We start from the raw sequence: 17476 nt of genomic DNA, 5'->3' as shown, positions 1-17476 counted from the left end.
TGAGGTTGTACCTTGTCTCACCTTCAGGACCAAACCGCCTTGATTACAGGCGGGAGCAGCGGGATTGGCCTCGCCATTGCCTCAGCGCTGCTCGCGGAAGGAATGGCCATCGCCATCGCAGCCCGCGACAAACAAAAACTCACCTACGCCCGAAAATCCCTTGAGAAAGAAGGAGGGAAAGTCATTGCCATTCCTGCCGATGTCTCAAAGGCAGACCAGGTCGCAGACTTTGTAAATCAGACCATGGATGCTTTTGGACGGATTGACCTCCTGGTCAACAATGCCGGGATCGCGAAGTTCAATCCAATCGAGACTTTGTCTGAAGAAGACTGGGATGAAACACAGAACATTAATCTAAAAGGGGCTTTTCTTTGCACCAAGGCGGTTCTGCCGATTATGAAACAGCAGCGTTCGGGATACATCGTCAATATCGCCTCTATCGCGGGAAAGTCAGGTTTCAGCGGGGCATCGGCCTATTGTGCCTCCAAGTTCGGCATGATCGGCTTGACAGAGAGTCTTCTGGAAGAAGCGGTTCACCATCAAATTCGGGCAACAGCAATCTGCCCCGGCTATGTCGCCACCCCGATGGTCCGGGACGTCTCTGTTCCTCAAGAAGAAATGATTCCCCCGGAAGATATCGGAAAGCTCGTCGTCGGACTCCTACACCTTTCCCCGCTGACCATCATCAAAGAAATTGTCGTGAACCGTAAGGGATCCGTCGGGGATTAAGGCCAGATAAATTATCCCAAGTATTAATAAGTATTGTATCGCTTTCTCTAAAATCAAAAATATCCTACGCAGAAAGGGACCTAGAAATGGCTGGTGGAGAAAATGAGATCATATCCGTATTAAAAGAGCACCGACTCTTCAAACCGAATAAAGAATTCAGTCGACAGGCCCATATCAAGAGCCTTCGGGAATATGAACGTCTTTATAGAAAGGCGGATAAAGATCCTGAAACCTTCTGGGGAGAGCTGGCGAAGGAGCTGCACTGGTTCAAACCCTGGAAAAAGGTCTTGCAGTGGAAACCGCCCTTTGCGAAATGGTTCGTCGGCGGAAAGATTAACGTCGCATACAATTGTCTTGACCGGCATCTCGAAGGCTGGAGAAAAAATAAGGCTGCTATTATTTGGGAAGGGGAACCTGGCGATTCCCGAACCCTGACCTATCAGGACCTCCATCGAGAGGTCTGCAAGTTTGCCAATGTCATGAAACAGGAAGGGGTTGTCAAGGGAGACCGGGTCGCTATTTACATGCCGATGATTCCGGAGTTGGCGATTGCCATGCTCGCCTGCGCTCGAATCGGGGCAACCCATTCGATCATCTTCGGAGGGTTTTCATCGGCCGCGCTGCGAGACCGGATCAATGACGCAGAAGCCAAACTGGTCGTCACGGCGGATGGGGGATATCGAAAAGGGGGAGTCATCACCTTAAAAGAGAAGGTCGATGAGGCGCTCGAAGGATCGCCCAGTGTCCAAAAAATGATTGTCGTACGGCGAACAAATACGCCGGTCAAGATGCGTCGCGGAAGGGATTTTTGGTGGCATGACTTAATGGAAGAGGCCTCAGACCGCTGTAAGGCCGTGCCGCTCGACTCCGAACATCCGCTCTTTATCCTCTATACCAGCGGGACCACGGGAAAGCCAAAGGGGGTTGTTCATACTACTGGAGGATATCTTCTCGGAACAACCGTCACGGCGCGGTGGATCTTCGACCTCAAAGACACCGATACTTTTTGGTGTACTGCCGACATCGGCTGGGTCACCGGCCATTCCTACATCATCTACGGAATCCTCTCAAACGGCGTGACCTCGGTGATGTACGAGGGGGTACCCACCTATCCTGAACCGGACCGGCTCTGGAAAATCGTCAACAAATACAAGGTGAATGTTTTCTATACGGCGCCGACCGCAATACGGGCCCTGGTTAAATTGGGGAAGGAGTGGCCGAAACGGCATGACCTGTCCAGCCTCCGTCTCCTGGGAACGGTGGGAGAACCGATCAATCCGGAAGCCTGGATGTGGTATCACACAATTATCGGAAATAAGAAATGCCCGATTGTGGATACCTGGTGGCAGACCGAAACCGGCAGCATCATGATCAGCCCCCTTCCCGGCGCCATCCCGACCAAACCGGGTTCCGCGACCCGGCCCTTTCCGGGAATATCTGTAGACGTCGTTAACCGGAAGGGCGCACACGTGAATTCAAACGTAGGGGGCTATCTCGTCATCAAACGTCCCTGGCCGTCAATGCTCAGAACCATCTGGAGAGATCCTGAACGCTTCAAAAGTCAATACTGGTCTGACATCCCAGGTGTTTACTTTACCGGCGACGGGGCCCGTCGAGATAAAGACGGCTATTTCTGGATCATGGGCCGCGTAGACGATGTCATCAATGTTGCGGGCCATCGTCTCGGGACAATGGAGGTGGAGTCTGCCCTCGTCTCTCATCCGGCCGTCGCAGAAGCCGCCGTGGTCGGACGACCGGACCCGATCAAAGGTACAGCCATCTCGGCCTTTGTTACCCTGGAGGGAAAGCACAAACCGACTGAAAAACTCAAAAAAGACTTGAAGACCCATGTGACCAAAGAAATCGGCGCCATTGCCCGCCCGGAGGACATTCGCTTCACAGAAAATCTTCCCAAAACACGAAGCGGAAAGATCATGCGGAGGCTCCTTCGTGATATTGCGGCTGGGAATGAAACCCTCGGCGACACCAGCACCCTGGAGGATTATACGGTCCTGGCAACACTCCGGCAGGAAGACGAGTAAGGGAAACAAGAAGACCCAGGGCTTGACGGTCTGACCCAAGATCTAATCACGGATCTTGGGTTTCATCTTGACTTTTTTGTTTGTCATGGCATACTATAAAAGTCGATCTACCGTAAGAGGATACCCAATGAGTTTAGGAAAATCCATGCGCCTTGTCGGTATTCTCTTCCTCATTTCCACAACGGCCTGTCAGGCCATCCTTTCGGAACAGATCCAATCTACCGCGGATGAAAAAACCCTTTTCGAGGAAGTTTTTAAAAATCCGGACAAGCACACGGGAAAAATCATCATCCTCGGTGGAGAAATACGAAAACTTCGTTATCAGGAGGAAAAGACGGAAATCGAGTTTGTCGAAATTCCCCTCTACAAAGGAGGCCACCTGGCCTTGGGTTTTGATCCCGGAGAAATATTTTTTGTTCTTTTTCCAGAACGCCTCGACCCCATCCTCATTAAGAGAGGAAAGGTATTGACGCTCGCCGGTCGGGTCATCGGGACAAGAACCCTGGAAGGAAAAAACTACCCCCTCTTTGCATATGAAGAGGCCTACGTCTGGGACAAATTACGGCAGGATCGATTCCCCTCTTTCGGCGCTTTCTTCGGAAATGGTTAGGGTCTACAGTCTAAACCTCTATCTCTGCCTTAACTGACTTTCTCTGCAACCAACTGTGCCACCCACCGTCCTTCTTTGCTCGTTTCATGGAGCGAATTCAGCGAATCTGTAGAAGGGAAGATCCTCCCTTCATGGTAATAGAGAATGCGAAACTTGACGAAGCTCTGGAGGAGTTCATTGTGCCCCCAGCAAAAGGCCTTCCGAGATGGCTTTCCAAATCGCTCATGTTGATCGATCAGGAAGGTCTCATAAACAACCATCCCCCCGACCCGTAAGGCGGACATTATCTCTGGGATAATCTTTCGATCGAGATAGTAAAAACAGGCAATCAAGGAATAGTCCGCTTCTTTAACAAAGAGTCCTTTTTCGAGGTCACGCCGGCTTGCGACAAAAGAGAGTTTCCTTCTCGTCGCCTCAGCATTACAGAAATGTACCGCCTCCTCATTAACGTCCATCCCCTCCACTTCGTAGCCCTGCTCCGCCAGATAAAAAGCATTTCGGCCATAACCTGACGCAATATCGAGCGCTTTCCCTTTCGGAAGACGAGGAAGGTGACTGATCAAAAGAGGAGCGGGGGTTTGCGATTGATGGGAATTCAATCTGTGGACCTTTCTTGGCTAAACACATTCAGATTCAATAGCTTAGTACTTCTGGGAAATATCCCTCTAGCTAAGTGAGTGGAAATCAAAGCGTAATGCTTTAAAGTCTTTTTCAGAGGGATTGAAGGGAAGATCATATGGTCGTAACGATTCAGAATGCTCCTATAAGCCTTCAGGGCAAGGCGCGAGGAGCGCAGAACCCGGAGCGTATGGTTTATACGTGAGGAAGCACCGCAGCAACGCCGGCATGTGGGCTTAGAGGGGCGTTCTGGGTTGTTACGTTATGGATGGCTTGAGGACTTCAGGACCGCCTCTGTCTCAATCGACTCTCCATTCCGAATGATTTCTAGCTTCACCCGGTCTCCGGCAGACTTCTGCCCGACAGCATAGGTCAGGTCAAAGGGCTCATCAATAATCTGACCATCAAAAGAGACAATGATATCTCCGGTCTGGATTCCAGCCACATCAGCAGAGGACTTGGGCAAGACATCTGTCACACGAATTCCTGCTTGAAACGGCTCGATAAAGATCCCCAAACGGACTTTTTTACTTTCAAGCTCACGGTAAGCCACGCCCCAGATAAAATCTGCAAGGGCCAGGGGAAGATCAGGGGCCTTAACATTCAACATCTGTTTTTCTTCGGGGAAATCCTTCGCATACGGGATGATAATCTTGTAGGGATCAGGCAGGCGGCGGAAGACCCGGCGAGGGATTCCAAAACCATAACCGACATGGAAGCCTCCGGCGAAGACAACCATCCGCTTATCGCTCCCTTCCGGCGAGGTCAGATAGTTCACAATACTCTCGGCCATCGTCTCATCCCAAAGAAGCATCGTGTCATAGAATATATCAAATCCCTTCGTTCCTGTTCCATGCCCCTTGAAGATGGCTTCGAGCGCCTGACGGTGATAGGGATCATCGCGATCAATCTGGGGAAGCGCCTCTTGGTTCTTCTCGGAAAGCCCGCCGATTCCTTTCATCCCAACCCTGACCTCCATCTCCTGGGAGGCATTCAGGGCAATCAAGGGGATGTTTTTATCCTGGATAAAGGCAAGAATTTCCTTGTAATAATCCTCGTTCACCCCCCAGTTCTCATACCATATTTTAAGGAAATCTTTGTCCGACAATCTCCCGGAAACCCATTGGTCCAACTTTGGCTGCGCGGGCCGCCGGAACATCTCCATGCCGACAGCAACCTTGTCCGGGAACCGCTCCCAAAGCTCCTTGAGAATCGTCAATTGAACGCGATGGTCCTCCAGGCTGTCATGGACCTCGCCGACATAGGCAATCCGGGCCATCGTCAGGAGATCGATCAGGCGATCTTCAGAGACCTCGAGGCCGGTCGGAACATGGATAATCTTTCCCTCCTCGATCTGTTCAATATTTTGATAAGGTGATTCAGGAGACAAGGATTTATTTTCCACCACCTCTGAATGCGGAGGGGGTACCGTAAGACCCGGCTTCGCACACGAAGCGGCAAAAAAGAAGGTGAGGAGAATCAATCCCGTAGCGAGATCTCGATATGCTTTAGACATAGTGGTTATTCTACAGATATTCTGAGTAAAGTGTCAATTGGAGAATCTCTCGATGTTAGGTGCCCATAATTGACTTGAAAACAGGCACTCCATTCTATTATTGTATGATCCAAGGAAGCGCTGATCAAGTCATGGATTTTTTTTCAGGGCAAAAATGTCCCGCTTCCGCATTGCAGATCTTGAAAAATAGCAGGCTATTCTCTGTGATTTGCGTCTTGAATCGAAACATTTTATCTCAATGAAAAATTCATCCCAGACTTAATCAGAGTTTCCCTTACTTTCCCCGGAGATCCAACATGTCCCACCCTTCGTATCAAGAAACCACCCCGGAGGGGATCGATCTGATCCGCTGGCCACATAAGCACCCTCTCCCCGAGGCGGAAGTAATCGCCTTTTTTGAAAGTCGCGGGATCACGCCGAAGCACTGGTCCAATACGCCTTTTGAAACCTATCCGGAGCACACTCAGACAACCCAAAAAACCTTGTTCTGCATTGAGGGAGAAATTACCTTTTCCTTTCCCGATCTCAATAAAAAGTTCACACTCCATTTCGGTGACCGCTTTATTGTCCCCGCCGGCCTTCGTCATAGCGCCCTCGTCGGTCCCAAGGGCGTGGTCTGCATTGAGGGGAGAAGAGACACCGCATGATCCCCTATCCAAATATTGATCCGATTTTTGTCCGCATCGGACCGCTGGCCTTCCGGTGGTACGGCCTGATGTATGCGCTTTCCTTCATCACCGCCATTTATATGATCCGAGTCATCGCGATCAAAAAAAAATTAAAGATCACTCAGGATGAAATCTCAGACCTGATCCTCTGGATCGCCACCGGGGTCATCCTGGGCGGGCGTTTAGGATATGTCTTTTTTTACCACCCGGCTTTTTATATCAGCAATCCTTTAAAAATTCTGGCCGTATGGGAAGGGGGAATGTCCTTTCATGGCGGGATGATCGGTGTGACGGTCGCCGGCCTCCTCTTCTGTAAGACCCATCGATTTTCATTCTACGACGTGGCCGATGTCGCCGTCGTCAGCGGACCGATTGGACTCGGGCTGGGAAGAATGGGGAACTTCATTAATGGCGAACTCTTCGGAAGGGCCACCGATGTTCCCTGGTGTATGGTTTTCCCTCAAGGGGGCGAGGCCTGTCGCCATCCCTCTCAGCTTTATCAGGCCGGTCTAGAAGGGATCGCCCTCTTTGCAATTCTCTTTTTTCTTTCGGGGCGAAATGTCGCGAAGGGCGTAATCTTCTGGTCCCTGATCTTGTTCTACGGGCTGTTCCGCTTCCTGGTTGAATTCGCCAGAGAACCTGACGCCCACCTAGGTCTACTCTTCGGCACCTTTTCAATGGGTCAGATTCTCAGCGCCCCGATGTTCATCTTGGGAGGGGTCATGGTCTGGCACCAATGCACCAAGGCAAAGACACTCAAGATCAGCGATTGATCTTGAGACAAACCGCCAAGTCGGCTGAAAGACAAGGCCAGAGGCCATAAGGACAACCGAGGCGTACTTACCCGTACGGTGAGGAGTCTGTTGGCCGATAACGCAGTATTATCAGGCGAATCGGCGGTTTCTAATTCCGCAATCTCGGAATTAGGGAGACAAGCACGGCTTGATCTTCCGACCGTTATCATGTAAGGATCTAGCATATAGATCCGAACGAGAATTGCCTAACAGCTATTCTGACCACGCACTAGTGAGTGCCTTCCCCGCCCTTCCAGGGCGGGATAAGCGAGGGGGAGCTGGAATGATCGCCCTGAACTTTATAATCCTTCTTTTGGGTATATGGGCAATGTTTGAGTTGGTTAAGCGGAGTTAATATCGGACGATATTGGCCTATGCCGACTCAAAAAGGGAAACATATTCTTCGTATCCCTCTTTGACGAGATCTTCTTTCGGGATAAACCTCAATGAAGCCGAGTTGATGCAGTATCTCTGGCCGGTCGGTTCCGGGCCGTCATCAAAGAGGTGCCCGAGATGGGAATCGGCCTTACGGCTTCGCACCTCGGTCCGGGTCATGAAGAGACTGGCGTCTTTCTTTTCGAGTACGACCTCGGGCGCGATGGTTTTTATGAAACTGGGCCATCCGGTCTGAGAATCAAACTTGTCACGTGAGCTGAAAAGCGCTTCGCCAGAGACGACGTCCACATAAATACCCTCTTGTTTATTATCCCAATAGGTATTCTTAAACGCCCCCTCCGTCCCATCCTCCTGCGTCACCCGGTATTGAAGGGAAGTCAGGTTTTCTTTCAAAACCTCCTCAGGAGGTTTCTCGTATTCTGGTGTATTTTCCACTTTGTCCTCCTGATCGTCCTTAGCCGTTCTTGAGAATGATCTCTCCCCGATCCAAGCCGACCCTCTACTCAAAGGAATCGTGAAAAAGATGGGTAAACTGAATGGTCAACTGAGTACCTTCAAATCAGATGACAATACCTTTGAGATAACCTTGCCCTTTTTTATCGGCTCGGTTGCGGTATCCTGATAGGATTTCCCGCTTGGATTGCATTCAACCCGCTTTTTGATTCTGTTCAATTTAAAATGTAGCCGCAAGAGGCCACTTACGGTCGAAATAATGCTCACAAAACGCTGAAGGTTGAATTTAAAGATGTTTTCAATCGGAAGACCGGGCCTTCTCTCAAAGCGATCAATTCTTCTTAGAATCCCTGACTGAAGAGGGTGGATGGATTCGTAGAGGATTGAGCCGTAAAACCACATTACCTGCTCTGTGAGCCGTCGCATACTGTTGCCATCAGCCCATCGCCGGCGCAGAAGCAGCTCGACATTCTCCTCTGAATAGTAGGAATCCCACGCCGCCCTGTAGGTCCGATACCACTCCATTTCTGACATCTTTGGATGTTTGACACAAGGATGCTCCAGGTCGTATTTATTCATATCCGGCTCCAGCCAGACCCCTTCTTTGACCAGCGTTTGATGATCTTCAGAACCGGGAAGCGGGGTCAGCATAAAAAATTCGAGCAGATCAATCGGCAATTCTTTTTTTATGATTTCGATATCGGACATTACCGATTCATAGGTATCGTTCGGGAACCCGATGATATATCCCGCCGTCACCAAAACACCCTGACGACGCCAATCCAGCAGCATGACACGATATTCTTCAACATGATTCTGCTTTTTACCAGTACTTTTCAATGCCTCCGGATTGATGTTCTCCAATCCGATGAAAACCTTATGGCAACCCGCCCTGCCCGCTTTTTCAATAAATCGCGGAAGCCGGTGACAGGCCGTATCGACCTGTAGAATCATGGAAATTTTGATCCCCTCATTTTCACGGAGATAGATAAGCCGATCCAGGATTGATTCCCAGCTCCGGTTTCGGGCAAAATCATCGTCCGTCACAAAATAACGCCTGATCCCGTTTTCCCAGTTTTTCCGGACAATCTCTTCGACGTCGTCTGCGGTTCGAAAACGTGACTTCTGACCCTGCACATTAATAATCGTGCAGAAACTACAGGCAAAAGGACAACCGCGACCGGCATCAAAAGTGGTCAATCCGCCGACATAACGCGACACCACCTTTTCCGGGAGAATCGGCGCGGCCTGCTCCTGAAGACTCGGAAGATCCGATAAAAAATCATAGAGGGGCTTGAGCTTATCCTGAATAACATCCTTCAGAATACCGCCCCAGGTCTCTTCAACCTCCCCAGCCACCAGGGTAATCCCCTCCGACATTGCCGAGTTCAGATCGTCTGGTATCTTCTCAAGCATGGAGAGACACCCACTCACATGAAAACCGCCAATGAGGACAGGCAGCTTTTCTTTCATAAATTGATGTGAAAGATCCACCGCCCGAGGAAACTGATTTGTCTGTACACCCACCATACAGATCACACCCTTTGCATGGGGTGAACGGAACTGCTTCAGGATTTTTTTAACCGGAATCTTCTGGTTGGTCTCATCATAGACATCAATGATGATTTCGACATTGTCGCCCAAGTCTCCCGAGGCATAAACCTTTTCCGTAATCGCATAAAGGCAGGCAAGACTATTGCTCGGAATAGATGAAAGCTGCCAGCGGATCACATAGCCGTTATCATCATAGTGGGAGGGCTTAATCAGAACAATTCGGAAGGGCTGCTTCAAGAAGAATGACCTGGGAGAATAAAAAGGATGACCTATACTATGGAGCACTCTACCAAAATATCACCGCGGGGTTCAACATAAAATAAAGGAATCACAAGGGATGGCTCCCAATCTTAATCATACCCTAATATTCTACCTGAACCAGGAAGAGTCCCTGTGGAGGGGCGGTCAGGCCCGCCATTCCCCGGTCCATGGATCTTAAGACCGTCGTGACCTCATCAACAGAAAACCGCCCCCTACCCACCCCGACCAGAAAACCGACAATATTCCGAACCATGTATTTCAGGAAACGGTGTGCTTTCAGGGTCGTCGTGATCTGGTCTCCCCGCTTTTGAATATGAATCTCCTCCAGAATAAGGCGGCAGTCTTTCACCTCCCCATTTTTAGCCGCAAAGGAGGTAAAATCATGTTCCCCCAACAAGATCCTGGAAGCGGCGCGCATTTTATGGAGGTTTAAACGGGTGGAGACAAACCAGGACGCTCGGCGTTGATGAGGAGAACGCCTCTGTCCATTGTGAATGTAGTAGGTATAGGTTTTTCTTTTTGCCGAAAATCTCGCGTGAAACGAATCAGGAACTTCCTCGGCAGTATGAATGACAATGTCTTGCGGAAGGACGGAATTAAGGGCACGGACCCAGTTCACTGTGGCATAAGGGGCTGTCGATTCGAAATGGGCGACCTGGCCAAAGGCGTGAACCCCGGCGTCTGTCCTTCCGGCGCCATATACCGGCGTTGAGTTCCCTGTGATCTTTTGAAGACCCGCCTCCAGGCTTCCCTGAATGGTCTTTAGATTCGGCTGCTTCTGCCAGCCATGATAATTCATCCCATCATAGGCCATCATGAGTTTGATAATGGACATCTAAGGGTCTCAGAATCCGGTTTTCAGGGACTGGATATAGGCTTTGATCCCTTTATAAAGTGCTTCGGCAACCTGTTGCCGGTAGCGTTTTGTCCGGAGCCGTTTTTCTTCGATTTTGTTGCTCAGGAAGGAGATCTCAGCCAGGATCGCCGGCATATCGGTATGGGCGAGGACAAAGAAGGGGGCCTGTTTGACACCCAGGGCGGTTGTCGGATATCTGGGAATCAGGTGTTTGATCAAGGCTTCTTGCGTATGGTGCGCCAGTTCAAGTGATGCATTTGAGGTAAAATCCCGTTCAAGATCATTTAGAATGAGTTCCTGAAAATTGAGCGCTGCTGCTTCAGAGGTCGCATTTTCACGCGCCGCCGTCGCAATCGCGCCTTCATCTGTCGCACGGCCTAAGAGATAGATCTCAATCCCTTTCACGTGCTGCTTCGGAGCGGCATTAACATGGATCGAGATAAAGAGGTCCGCCTTTTTCCGATTGGCCAGTTCCGTCCGATCCTTCAAAGAAACAAAGACATCTTCACTCCGCGTCATGATAACCTTTTTCTTGAGCTCTCTTTGCAAGAGCGTCTTCAATCGGAGCGCGACATCAAGGACAATGTCCTTCTCCCTCAGGCCGCGTCGGCTCGAGGCACCCGGATCTTTTCCCCCATGTCCCGGATCGATGACAATCGTCTTGATCTCAAAGGGAGGCTGGATGAGAATTGTTGAGTCCCCGCGCTTAAGGTCAGCCACTACGCCGTCTTCAGGCTTGGGGAGAAAAACATCAATCACCAGTCGGTCTGGATTCGGAAGCGTGAAGACCTTGTATTCACCGGAAGACTTAAAGTCAATCAACAGGATAATCTCATTCCGCTTCCCTTTTTTGATCTCAATTTTTTTCAGAAACTTGTCCTGGATGGATAAGATCCGTTTTTCCTGAAGGGTCACCCCCAGTACTGCAGGCGAGAGATCAACGGCAAGAGTCGTTTCCGAAACCCATGCCAAGCCGTATAAAAGCGGGCGGCTCAGATCAATGACGATCCGCGTATGATCCGGATGCGGCGCGTGGCGTATATTCACCACAAAGGCAGGGGCATCGGCAATCGCTTGAATCTGCGGGGAATGAATCCGGGAATCAAACACCGCCGGCTGTACTGATGGGGTGATCCGCTCAGGTTCCGAAAAGACAGCTCTCATCGCTACGCAACAGGGACCCGCCTCCACGACAGAATGGCGTCCATCCGCTGCAAATGTAAACGAGGCGGAGAGAACAACCAGAAAAAGGATATAAGGGATAAATCTTCTCATCAGTTTAGCAGTTTAACATAAACCTAAATCAATTTATTTTATTTTTTGGATACAGGATTGTAGTCCCAAATTGAAGACTGTATAATCCATCCGCTGTAACGATTGGAACGATGCGCTTGGCGCAATGCGGGAGAAATTTGTATGCAAAAAACAGATCGCGCACTCATCTTCGGACCGGGAGATGTCAACGCCTTCTTTGGCCTCGTCATCGACAATATGACCCAACTGGTCATCATGGCAACGATTCTGACCAAGGTCTTTGAGTTTCCCAGAGAACTCGTCTATTACAGAATGATCCCCGGCTCCGCAATCGGCGTCTTTGCCGGAGACCTGGTCTACACCATCATGGCCATTCGCCTGGCACGAAAAACCGGCCGTCGGGATGTCACGGCGATGCCGCTCGGAATCGATACCCCCTCTCTCTTCACCTTTTTATTCGGGGTCATCGGCCCCGCTTATTTATTAACAAAAGATCCCGTCCTGGCCTGGAAAATCTCAACGGCCGTCGTCGTCGTCGTCGGTCTCGTGAAGACAGGAGGGTCCTTCCTCGGCCCCCTCCTTCAGCGGGCAGTCCCCCGTGCGGGACTTTTAGGGCCAATCGCCGGCGTGGCTCTCCTCCTGATCGCCTTTCTTCCCCTGATCAAGATCTTCCACAACCCCCTGGTCGGGTTTATCTCTCTTATTGTAATATTGACCTGTATCATCGGAAAGGTTCCTTTTCCTTTTCGTATCCCGGCCGTGTTTGGCGCGGCCCTTCTCGGCACACTCATCTACTACATCACAGGAAATCTTTTCGGAGATGCCGCCTCCCTTCCCTCTCTCTCCCAATCCTTTCAGGGGATACAGTTTACCTTTCCCTATCCGACGCTTGATTTTCTAGAAGGGATTCCCTACACACTGGCTTACCTTCCGCTCACCATTCCCTTTGCCATCGTGGTCATCATCGGGGGGATCGATGTCTCCGAAAGCGCGGCCGCCGCCGGAGACCACTACGACACGCGGTCTATCCTGCTCACCAGCGGACTCTCGACCCTCCTGACAGGGCTCTGCGGCGGCGTCGTCCAGACAACCCCGTACATCGGGCATCCTGCCTACAAGGAGATGGGAGGACGCGCCGGTTATACCCTCTGGACCGCCCTATTTATCGGCCTGGGAGGAATCTTCGGGTATCTCGGCATCATGGTTGATCTGATCCCTGAAGCAGCCCTGGCACCCATCCTGATCTTTATCGGCCTCGAAATTACGTCCCAGGCCTTTTCGGAAACCCCGAAAAAGCACTATAAGGCCGTGGCCTTCGCCTTCCTCCCTGCCGTGGCCGCCCTGTTATTGATCGAACTCAATGCCCTTCTGAACCACCTTGGAAAAAGCCCCGCAGATCTCCATGGCGAGATGGCCGTCACCTTCAACATGATCGTTCTGGTGGCCAATGGTTTTATCATTTCTTCGCTTCTGTGGGGATCAAGCCTGTCCATGATCATTGATCACAAACTCAGGAGAGCTGGAATATTCTTTGGCATTGCCGGTGTCCTCAGCCTCTTCGGAATCATCCATTCTCCCTTCGTGGACGGTCGGCTCTTCTTCCCCTGGCAGGTCGATACAACAATTCCTTTCCTACTCAGCGCAGGCTATTTGGGAATGACACTTTTTCTATATGTGATGGACCAGATTCAAAAGAAGGGAAAATCGTCGTTACTTTGACGATGATGGTCTGGATCATTGGGTATGGGAAAAGACCACCTCGGCAAGCGCACGGATAAAGAGGGGATGGGTGTTCAAGGATCGGGTGCGCCGCAGTGCTATCCCTGCCTTTGCGGCTGTTTCTTTATAAAGGATGTCAATGTCATAAAGGATCTCGACATGATCGGAGACAAATCCGATCGGGACAACGAGAAGATGCTTTTCTTTTTTTTCGGCCATCTCATAAATGACGGCCTCCACCTCCGGCCCGAGCCACTTCCCCGGACGCAATCCCTTACTTTGATAGGCAAAGCTCCAAGGCTTCTTGGGAAGGTTTGGAGAGAGCCGCGCGACAATCCCGGAAACCGTCGCCCCTACCTCATCAGGATAAGGATCGCCCTCCTTCAGGATATGCTCCGGAAGAGAATGGGCCGTGAAAAGAAGCTGAACAGAAGGGCGGGTCTCTTCTGAGTAAGCATCAAGGGCCTCTTTCAATTTTCCCGCAAAGGCATCAAGTAGGAGAGGCTGGTCGCACCAGCTTTGAACAGGCACCATTGGGAGTTGGCTTCCGGATTCTGAGAGTGCCTGCTTCAGTGTTTGGATATACGCGCCAACACTCAGTTTCGAATATTGCGGGGCAAGGCTCACGGCAATCAGAAGGTCGGCCCTGTCCGAGATGATTTCCTTTACCGTGTCTTTGATAAAAGGGTCCCAGTGCCGCATGCCGATGTAGACTTTGAATCGGTGGCCAACTCCCTCATTAAGCAAGGCTTCAAGCCCTTTCGCCTGCTGCTGCGTAATTTCCAGGAGAGGAGATTTCCCGCCGATCAGGCGATACCGTTCCTTGATTTCTGCCATCACTTCGGGAGAGGGTTTCCGGTCTTTCATGATGTGGGTGAGGAAGGGCTCGATGTCGGAGAGTGCATTTGGACTGCCATGGGCCATCAAAAGCACCCCCACCCTGGAAGGGCTCATCTCACCCATCTTTTTCTCCATGGCTACGTTGCTGTGGTGCCCGAATCCTCACGTAAACCATTACGCTCCTGTTCTGCGCTCCTCGCACCTTGCCTTGAAGGAAAATCTGGGCAAGCTGAGCCCTTCCACCTCTTGCGAGTGATGGGTAAAAGACCAGCATCAAGTACCGCTGCTTAGGATTTTTGCGCTTTTTTCGTGGACCATTTCTATTACGGCCTCGACATGTTCTATGGGGGTCTCCGGGAGGATGCCGTGGCCCAGGTTGAAGATGTGGCCGGGGCGGTTTCCTGCACGGCGAAGAATATCGTCAACCCGTTTTTCGATTTCGGGGATCGGACTGAAGAGAAGCACCGGGTCGAGATTTCCCTGGACCGCAACATCGTTTCCCAACCGCCGCCATCCTTCATCCAGGTTGATCCGCCAATCCAAACCGATTACGTCTCCCCCCGCTTCCTTTTGTAATTCAAGGAGCATCGAGGTCCCTGTCCCGAAATGAATGAGAGGCACCTCCAGTTTTTTCAATTCTGAAAAAAGTTGCCTCATATGGGGAAAAACACTGTGCCGATAATCTTCGGGCGAGAGGGCGCCGATCCAGCTATCAAAGATCTGAAGAACCTGCGCCCCGGCGGCAACCTGGGCAGAGAGATAATCAATAAGAACCCGGGTCAGTTTTTTCATGAGAACATCCCAGAGATCGGGCTCACTGTACATCATCGTCTTGGCAAGAAGGTAGTTCCGTGAGGAACTTCCTTCAATCATATAACTGGCCAGTGTAAAGGGAGCACCCGCAAAACCAATCAAGGGAACCTTTAATTCCTTCCGAACCGTCCGGAGCGCCTCCATCACATAACCAAGATCCTCCTCAGGCGTCACAGGCCGAAGCGCCTCCACCCCCGCCTTATCCCGGATCGGATTATAAATGACAGGACCTTCTCCTTTCACAAACTCCAGATTGAGGCCCATCGGCTCAAGCGGCAGAAGGATATCGGCAAAAATAATGGCGGCATCGAAATTGAAACGCTCAATCGGTTGCATCGTCACTTCCGCGGCCAGTTCCGGGGTCTTGCAGACGGTGAGAAGGGAATGCTTCGCCCGAATGTCCCGGAAGGCCTTCATATAACGGCCCGCCTGGCGCATGAACCACACCGGCGTTGCGTCCACCGGCTCACGCCGGCAGGCCTTTAAGAATCGATCGTTCGTGGGATCTCCTTTCAAAAAGGGGCTTCAGTAATGAAGAGGGGTGATTTTATCATCAGCCATTAAAGGTGTCAAATTCCCCTGTATTTTCCTAACCTTTCTATACATTTAAACCGAATAGGGCTAAAATGAATGCTATGATACAAACACAACAGGACCTTCAGGACAAATTGCTCCGTTTAGACGGGCGGGGGTATAAGGCTTATAAACAAATCAAAGGAAGCTATACCTTCCCTGACTATACCTTCATCATTGATCACGTCCAGGGGGACCCCTTTGCAGCGCCCAGCCGGGTTCGGATTCAAATCCCGCAATCGATCGCCAGTTTTCCGGAACAACTCTATCGAAGCCGGAGCAGAAGGACGGCCCTGGCAGACTTCATCACCCGCCAGTTTGACCGGCAGGCACGGGAAAAAAGCCGACGCAGGGGAACCGGTAACAGCGGGATCATCTCCATTGACCGACCGGGGCAGGAGGTTCTCGAACGGACATCGGCCTTTGTGAATGATCAGCAGGTCGAGTTACGATGCTTCGTTGGCCTTCCGGCCCAAGGCCGGGGCATTTCGGGCCATCAAGCCGTCGAAGTGCTCTGTGAAGACCTTCCGGTCCTTGTCGAAAGAACCCTCAAGTTTCATCGACTAGACCGTGCCGCCATCCAGACTATTGTTGAAACGGTCGAAGATGCCGATGCCATCCGTGCGGAATTACAAGACCGGAAACTCATCGCCTTTGTGGCCGATGGCGCTCTCCTTCCCAGATCAAGCGGTATCGACTCCCGTCCCCTGTCAGCAGAGGCCGTTCTCTTTCAATCTCCCGCCGCCTTCCGAGTGATCTTTCACCGCCCCAATCTCGGACCGATTCATGGCATGGGGATCCCACACGGGGTGACCCTGATTGTCGGCGGTGGATACCATGGAAAATCTACCCTCCTGAGAGCAATCGAGCGGGGCGTCTACAATCATATCCCGGGGGACGGGCGGGAATTTGTCATCACAGATCCCGACGCGGTCAAGATCCGTGCAGAAGACGGAAGGCGCGTGGTCGGGGTCGATATCTCCCCTTTCATCAACAACCTTCCCCAAAAACGCTCCACAACGGCATTCTCGACAGAAAATGCCAGTGGAAGTACCTCCCAGGCGGCCAACATCATTGAGGCCCTGGAGATGAAGGCAAAATGCCTTCTGATTGATGAGGATACGACCGCGACAAATTTCATGATCCGGGATCACCGCATGCAAGAATTGATCGCGAAAGAGCGAGAACCCATCACCCCATTTATTGACAAGGTCCGCCAGCTCTATACCGACCACGGCATTTCCACCGTCTTGGTCATCGGTGGAAGCGGCGATTATTTTGAAACCGCCGACACGGTCATCGCCCTGGAGAATTTCCGTCCCCAGGATGTGACCGAGCGAGCGCGGGAGATTGCCAGGAAGTATGCCGACGAAAGAACGCGCGAAGGGGGCCCCTCTTTCGGGAATATCCGTCATCGGATTCCCTTACCGCACAGCCTCGATCCCAGAAGAGGATCGCGTGGAATCCGCCTAAAGGCCCCTGACGCCGAGACCATCGCCTTCGGCTCGGAACGAATCGACTTGTCCTCGGTAGAACAGATTGTCGAAAAGAGCCAGGTCCGGGCAATCGCCCATGCCATGGCCTATGCCAAATCACACTACGTCAACGGACACCGGACACTGTTGGATATCGTGGAACTGATCATGGAAGACATTCAGGAGAAAGGCCTGGACCGCGTGGCATCGGCCCCCTACGGGGACCTGGTCCGTTTTCGAAGATTTGAATGGGCTGCCGCGGTGAACAGGCTACGCACTTTGGCAATCAGATAACCGTTCATGAT

The 17476-nt window shown here is 51.4% G+C and carries 15 protein-coding genes; 7 read left to right on the top strand and 8 right to left on the bottom strand.

Annotated elements, in window-relative coordinates; translation table 11 throughout:
• Positions 1-12: 12 nt before the first annotated feature.
• From EYQ01_00625 to EYQ01_00615, 3 genes are all read left to right on the top strand, one after another.
• On the top strand, positions 13-729 hold the full coding sequence (locus EYQ01_00625) for an SDR family NAD(P)-dependent oxidoreductase (protein ID HIE64321.1): 717 nt from the start codon (positions 13-15) through the stop codon (positions 727-729).
• An 86-nt stretch (positions 730-815) separates the two neighbouring features.
• Positions 816-2771 (top strand): acetate--CoA ligase, encoded by a 1956-nt coding sequence (gene acs / locus EYQ01_00620; protein ID HIE64320.1) that lies wholly within the window; start codon positions 816-818, stop codon positions 2769-2771.
• A gap of 85 nt (positions 2772-2856) precedes the next feature.
• On the top strand, positions 2857-3381 hold the full coding sequence (locus tag EYQ01_00615; protein HIE64319.1) for a hypothetical protein: 525 nt from the start codon (positions 2857-2859) through the stop codon (positions 3379-3381).
• A 29-nt stretch (positions 3382-3410) separates the two neighbouring features.
• Here the strand turns inward: EYQ01_00615 and EYQ01_00610 are convergent, their stop codons facing one another.
• The gene (locus EYQ01_00610; GenBank protein ID HIE64318.1) at positions 3411-3980 is read right to left on the bottom strand and encodes a methyltransferase domain-containing protein; all 570 of its coding nucleotides are present in this window, start codon (positions 3978-3980) and stop codon (positions 3411-3413) included.
• A gap of 281 nt (positions 3981-4261) precedes the next feature.
• Positions 4262-5515 carry a PDZ domain-containing protein gene (locus EYQ01_00605; protein ID HIE64317.1) on the bottom strand — a complete coding sequence of 418 codons (1254 nt, stop codon included), beginning with the start codon at positions 5513-5515 and terminating at the stop codon, positions 4262-4264.
• A 296-nt stretch (positions 5516-5811) separates the two neighbouring features.
• Between EYQ01_00605 and EYQ01_00600 the strand changes: the two genes are divergently transcribed.
• Positions 5812-6162: a cupin gene (locus EYQ01_00600; protein HIE64316.1), complete on the top strand. Its 351-nt coding sequence runs from the start codon at positions 5812-5814 to the stop codon at positions 6160-6162.
• Positions 6162-6956 (top strand): prolipoprotein diacylglyceryl transferase, encoded by a 795-nt coding sequence (locus tag EYQ01_00595; protein ID HIE64315.1) that lies wholly within the window; start codon positions 6162-6164, stop codon positions 6954-6956. Before EYQ01_00600 ends, EYQ01_00595 begins: the two co-directional genes overlap by 1 nt.
• Positions 6957-7349: 393 nt before the next feature.
• Here EYQ01_00595 and msrB read toward each other — a convergent pair whose 3' ends face one another.
• The 4 genes from msrB to EYQ01_00575 all read right to left on the bottom strand — a co-directional run bounded on the left by msrB (position 7350) and on the right by EYQ01_00575 (position 11772).
• Positions 7350-7898, bottom strand: coding sequence for a peptide-methionine (R)-S-oxide reductase MsrB (msrB, locus tag EYQ01_00590; GenBank protein HIE64314.1), 549 nt, complete (start codon positions 7896-7898; stop codon positions 7350-7352).
• A 15-nt stretch (positions 7899-7913) separates the two neighbouring features.
• Positions 7914-9617: a radical SAM protein gene (locus tag EYQ01_00585; protein HIE64313.1), complete on the bottom strand. Its 1704-nt coding sequence runs from the start codon at positions 9615-9617 to the stop codon at positions 7914-7916.
• Between the two features lie 124 nt (positions 9618-9741).
• Positions 9742-10476 (bottom strand): tRNA pseudouridine(38-40) synthase TruA, encoded by a 735-nt coding sequence (gene truA, locus EYQ01_00580; protein ID HIE64312.1) that lies wholly within the window; start codon positions 10474-10476, stop codon positions 9742-9744.
• A 9-nt stretch (positions 10477-10485) separates the two neighbouring features.
• A complete protein-coding gene (locus EYQ01_00575) occupies positions 10486-11772 on the bottom strand; it encodes an N-acetylmuramoyl-L-alanine amidase (protein HIE64311.1) in 1287 nt (428 codons plus the stop codon).
• Positions 11773-11913: 141 nt separating this feature from the next.
• Here EYQ01_00575 and EYQ01_00570 point away from each other — a divergent pair, with 141 nt between their 5' ends.
• Positions 11914-13470, top strand: coding sequence for an MFS transporter (locus EYQ01_00570; GenBank protein HIE64310.1), 1557 nt, complete (start codon positions 11914-11916; stop codon positions 13468-13470).
• Between the two features lie 15 nt (positions 13471-13485).
• On the opposite strand, the gene EYQ01_00565 is transcribed toward EYQ01_00570, so the two are convergent.
• Both EYQ01_00565 and hemE read right to left on the bottom strand, forming a co-directional pair.
• Complete coding sequence (locus EYQ01_00565; GenBank protein ID HIE64309.1) at positions 13486-14445, bottom strand: ferrochelatase; 960 nt, start codon at positions 14443-14445, stop codon at positions 13486-13488.
• A 138-nt stretch (positions 14446-14583) separates the two neighbouring features.
• Complete coding sequence (gene hemE, locus EYQ01_00560) at positions 14584-15639, bottom strand: uroporphyrinogen decarboxylase (protein HIE64308.1); 1056 nt, start codon at positions 15637-15639, stop codon at positions 14584-14586.
• 122 nt (positions 15640-15761) lie between these two features.
• On the opposite strand from hemE, the gene EYQ01_00555 reads away from it, so the two are divergent.
• Entirely contained in the window at positions 15762-17465 is a 1704-nt protein-coding gene (locus EYQ01_00555) for an ATPase (protein ID HIE64307.1), read from the top strand.
• Positions 17466-17476 lie beyond the last annotated feature (11 nt).

The organism is Candidatus Manganitrophaceae bacterium (assembly GCA_012960925.1).
Lineage (GTDB): Bacteria > Nitrospirota > Nitrospiria > SBBL01 > JAADHI01 > DUAG01.
The sequence above is the reverse complement of the archived record's forward strand: the minus strand, read 5'-3'. Positions and strand labels throughout refer to the sequence as shown.